The 4,345-nt window shown below is 63.0% G+C and carries 5 protein-coding genes; 3 read left to right on the forward strand and 2 right to left on the reverse strand.

The features are described 5' to 3' along the window. On the reverse strand, positions 1–917 hold a 917-nt coding region (locus tag EN879_RS25755; RefSeq protein WP_127274325.1), incomplete at its 3' end, for an FAD-dependent oxidoreductase. A 203-nt stretch (positions 918–1,120) separates the two neighbouring features. Between EN879_RS25755 and EN879_RS25760 the strand changes: the two genes are divergently transcribed. The 3 genes from EN879_RS25760 (at position 1,121) to EN879_RS25770 (ending at position 3,521) form a co-directional block, all read left to right on the forward strand. Beyond that, positions 1,121–1,591, forward strand: coding sequence for an RDD family protein (locus EN879_RS25760; RefSeq protein ID WP_063167757.1), 471 nt, complete (start codon positions 1,121–1,123; stop codon positions 1,589–1,591). A 140-nt stretch (positions 1,592–1,731) separates the two neighbouring features. After that, complete coding sequence (locus tag EN879_RS25765) at positions 1,732–2,496, forward strand: arginyltransferase (protein ID WP_013532274.1); 765 nt, start codon at positions 1,732–1,734, stop codon at positions 2,494–2,496. A 128-nt stretch (positions 2,497–2,624) separates the two neighbouring features. After that, positions 2,625–3,521: a DMT family transporter gene (locus tag EN879_RS25770; protein WP_063167756.1), complete on the forward strand. Its 897-nt coding sequence runs from the start codon at positions 2,625–2,627 to the stop codon at positions 3,519–3,521. Positions 3,522–3,556: 35 nt separating this feature from the next. On the opposite strand, the gene EN879_RS25775 is transcribed toward EN879_RS25770, so the two are convergent. Beyond that, the coding region (locus EN879_RS25775) for an AI-2E family transporter (protein ID WP_164774575.1) at positions 3,557–4,345 on the reverse strand (789 nt) is incomplete at its 5' end.

Genomic DNA, 4,345 nt, shown 5'->3' on the forward strand with positions numbered 1-4,345 from the left:
GCATAGATGTTGGGCACGCTGGTCTGGAAGGATTGCGGATCGACCTTGATGCGCCCTCTGGAGTCGGCGTCGATGCCGACGACATCCAGGCCCAGGCTGCCGACATTGCCGGTGCGGCCGGCGGCGTAGAGCACAACCTCGGAACGGATGGTGCGGCCATCGGCCAGTTCCACTTCGGCGGCGTCCGGCTTGGAGCGGATCTCCTTCACCGCGCTGCCCAGCCGGATGGTCATGCCGCGATCGCGCATCTGGTGGATGAAATCGTCGACGATCTCGCGGTCGACGAAATCGAGGATGGAGTTGCGCGGCTCGACCAAGGTTACCGGCACGTCGAGCGCGGAAAAGATCGTCGCATATTCGACGCCGATGACGCCGGCGCCGATCACGGTCAGCGTGCGCGGCAAGCGATCAAGCTCCAGCATCTCGTCGCTGTCGAAGACGCGGGTCTTGTCGAAAGGCACGTCGCGCGGGCGGTGCGGCCTGGTGCCGACCGCTATCAGCGCATTGGTAAAACCGACCTCGCTGTAATCGCCAGTGTCTGATGTCAGGCTGACCTTGTTGGGGCCAAGGAATTTCACCGCGGCGCGAGCGCTCTTGACCGTGTTGCGCATGAACTGGTGCTGCAGCACCTCGACCTCATGGTCGAGCGTCTTGTGCAGGCGCTCGACCAGATCGCCGACCGAGATATCCTGCTTGACCCGGTAGCCGCGCCCGTAGAAGCCGCGCTCGCGCCAGCCCGAAAGATTGAGCACCGTTTCGCGCAGCGTTTTCGATGGGATGGTCCCGGTATGCACCGAGACACCGCCCAGACGCCGGCCGCGGTCGACCACCAGCACGGACTTGCCGAGCTTGGCCGACTGCACCGCGGCACGGCGGCCGGAAGGGCCGCTGCCGATGACCAGCATGTCGTAGTCCATATTGCCCCGTCCCCTGTGCGCTCTGCTGCGCCGCAACAAGCTAATGCTATCCGCGCCGCAAATTCAACCAGTTCACATCGGGCCCGACGCCATCGAAGCTGGAGCACCGCTGGAAGCGCGATCTTGATTCCGCCACAGGCCTTCACCATTTCATGGCTGAGCGGTCCGCACCCTATGCCGTGGCCCTGTTACGAGGAAATGACATGAACGCGCGCGTTCTCGACGGCGAAATCATCACCAGCAGGCTCGACGATGTCAGGGCCTATGACGGCGTGCGCACGAAGCGCATCTTCGCCTTCATGATCGACTATGTCATCGTCGCGCTGCTCACCATCCCGTTTGCCATTCTGGTGTTCTTCCTCGGGCTCTTGACCCTCGGGCTTGGCTGGATGCTGTTCGGCATCCTGTTGCCGACTGTGGCCATCCTCTACATCTGGAACACGCTGGGCAGCACCGATCAGGCCACCACGGGCATGAAGATGATGGGCATCCGGCTCGACCGGCTCGACGGCAGGCCGATCGACGGCCTCACTGCGGTTGTCCATTCGGTGCTGTTCTGGGCCGGCAATGTCATCCTGTCGCCGCTTGTCCTGCTGGTAACGCTGTTTTCCGACCGCAAACGCACCTTGCACGATCTTTTACTTGGCACGGTCGTCAGCCGCACCGACCGCTGAAACGGCCCTCTGAAGAGCAGTCGCTACCGATTGAGCACAAATGTGAAGGCGTCGAGTCGACCGCGCCCACATAATCCTGTTGAATTTTTCGCCATCCGCGCCAAAGGTAGAGCGATTCGAAGGAGTGTTTCCAAGGCTCGATGACGCAGCATCCGACCCAGTCGCCGCAGTTCTTCCTGACCGCGCCGTCGCCGTGCCCCTATCTCGACGGCCAGTTCGAGCGCAAGGTGTTCACGCACCTGGTTGGCGACAAGGCGGCGGAGATGAACGACCTGTTGACGCAAGGCGGCTTCCGGCGCTCGCAGAACATCGCCTACAGGCCGGCCTGCGAGACCTGCCGCGCCTGCGTTTCGGTACGCATCCTCGCCCAGGAATTCGTCGCCAGCCGCAACATGAAGCGCGTGCTGCAGCACAATTCCGATCTCGTCGGCTACATGCACAATGCCGAGCCCTCGACCGAACAATATTCCCTGTTCCGCAGCTATCTCGACGCCCGCCACCGCCGTGGCGGCATGTCCGACATGACGGTGCTCGACTATGCGATGATGGTCGAGGACACCCATGTCGACACCAAGGTGATCGAATATCGGCGGCGCGGACCTGACACCTTCATCACCGGCAAGGGACAGGGCGAGCTGATCGCGGTGGCGCTCACCGACAAGATGGCCGACGGCCTGTCGATGGTCTACTCCTACTTCAATCCCGATTTCGAGGAGCGGTCGCTCGGCACGTTCATGATCCTCGACCACATCGCCCGCGCCAGGGCGATGGGCCTGCCCCATGTCTATCTCGGCTACTGGGTCAACGGCTCGCGCAAGATGAATTATAAGATGCGCTTCATGCCGCAGGAGCATCTCGGCCCCAAGGGCTGGGAGCGCTACACCAACGAAGCGGTTTCACGCTGAGCTTTTCCAAGGTCCGCCTTTAAACTGTTTCAAGGCAGGGGATGCTGGTCTTTCAGCCGGTTGGCTGGAGAGAGTGCGCCATTGCACCGGCCGGCCGCCAGCCTGCATTTCATTGCGAAAGTTCCTGCATGTCCTCTCATCACGATCACCAGAAAGGTCTTTTGATAACCGCCATCGGCGGGCTCACGCTGACTGTCGACATACCGTTGATCCGCCTCGCCGACGGTGGCGCATGGACGATCATGCTGCTGCGCACCGGCACAACTTTCGTCGCGGCCATGGTCATCTGGTCGGTCTGGCGGGCACTCAGCCGAAACGCCCCGCCGCTGATCCCCGGCTGGTCCGGCCTGATCGTGGCGATATGCTACGGGCTGACCGGGATCACCTTCGTCACCGCCGTCTACCACACCTCGACCGCCGACCTGGTGTTCATCCTGGCCTTCAACACCGTCTTTGCGGGGTTGCTGTCCTGGATATTCCTGCGCGAGAGGCCGCGGCTGGTGACCATCGCGGCGATGGCGATCATGATCCTCGGCGTGCTGGTCATCGTCGGCGGCTCGGTCGGCACCGGCAAGCTGTTCGGCGATTTCATGGCGCTGTGCTCGGCCTTCTTCATCGCGGTGGCCATCACCATCTCGCGCGCCAGCGGCAAGGACATGGGATTCACCTCGCTCGTCGGCGTCCTTCTGCCGCTCGCGCTGGCGGTCTTCATGGTGTCAGGCGAAGGCTTTCATGTGAACGCGCCATGGTGGATCGTCTTCAACGGCGCCATCATCATGCCGATCTCGTTCTTCTGCCTTGCCGCCGGGCCGAAATACATTTCAGGACCGGAAGTGGCGATGTTCTACCTGCTCGAAACGGTGCTGGCGCCGGTCTGGGTGTGGATGATCTTTGCCGAGGCACCGACCCGCAACAGCCTGATCGGCGGCGGGATCCTGATCGTCACGCTCGTCGCACACTCGCTCTGGCAGCTGCATGAAGGGCGTAAGCGCCGGGTCGACTTCGCGGTGCATCACCCGGTCTAGCGACAATTCGGCTTACGGCGCAAAGCCGGTCGTTATCAGGCGCTGGCTTTCTTCGCCGCATTGGATTCCGGCAGGACCTCGATCTGCGGACCGGACTCGATTTCGGCCGCCGAATCGGCGGCCGTCTCGTCGGCCAGCTCCACTTCGCGCAGCCATTCGCGCCAGATGGCCACGAGCAGCGCCATAAGCACCGGGCCGATGAACAGGCCGAGGAAACCCATAGTCTTGACGCCGCCGATCAGGCCGAAAAAGGTCGGCAGGAAGGGCAGTTTTATCGGCCCGCCGACGAGCTTCGGACGCAGTGTCTTGTCGACGATGAACAGCTCGACCGCACCCCAGAGGAACAGTGCCAGCCCGGCCATCGGCGAGCCGCTGGCGGCGAGGTAGATCGAGACCAGCGTGAAGGACAGCGGTGCGCCGCCGGGGATCAGCGCCATGACGCCGGTCAGGGCGCCAAGCGTGACCGGCGACGGCACGCCGGCCAGCCAGTAGGCGATGCCCAGCACCAGCCCTTCGCCGATGGCGATAACGGTCATGCCGGTCACGGTCGAGGAGATCGTCGCCGGCACGACGCGCGAAATCCGCTCCCATCTGGTCGGCAGGATGCGCTCGCCGAGACGGTCGACCTGGCCCGCAAAGTGCTCGCCGTCGCGATAGGCGAAGAACAGCGCGATCATCATGAACAGCAGCGTCAACAGCAGGCCGAAAGCACTGCCGCCTGCGGCCAGCACGCCGCGATAGATGCTGCCGATATTAGCGCCGCTGACCAGCTGGATCAGCTCACCAATGCCGCCGGGATGGCCGAAATTGGTGGTCCACTGTTC

The sequence above is a fragment of the Mesorhizobium sp. M7A.F.Ca.AU.002.02.1.1 genome (assembly GCF_003998535.1).
GTDB classification, from domain to species: Bacteria; Pseudomonadota; Alphaproteobacteria; order Rhizobiales; family Rhizobiaceae; genus Mesorhizobium; species Mesorhizobium ciceri.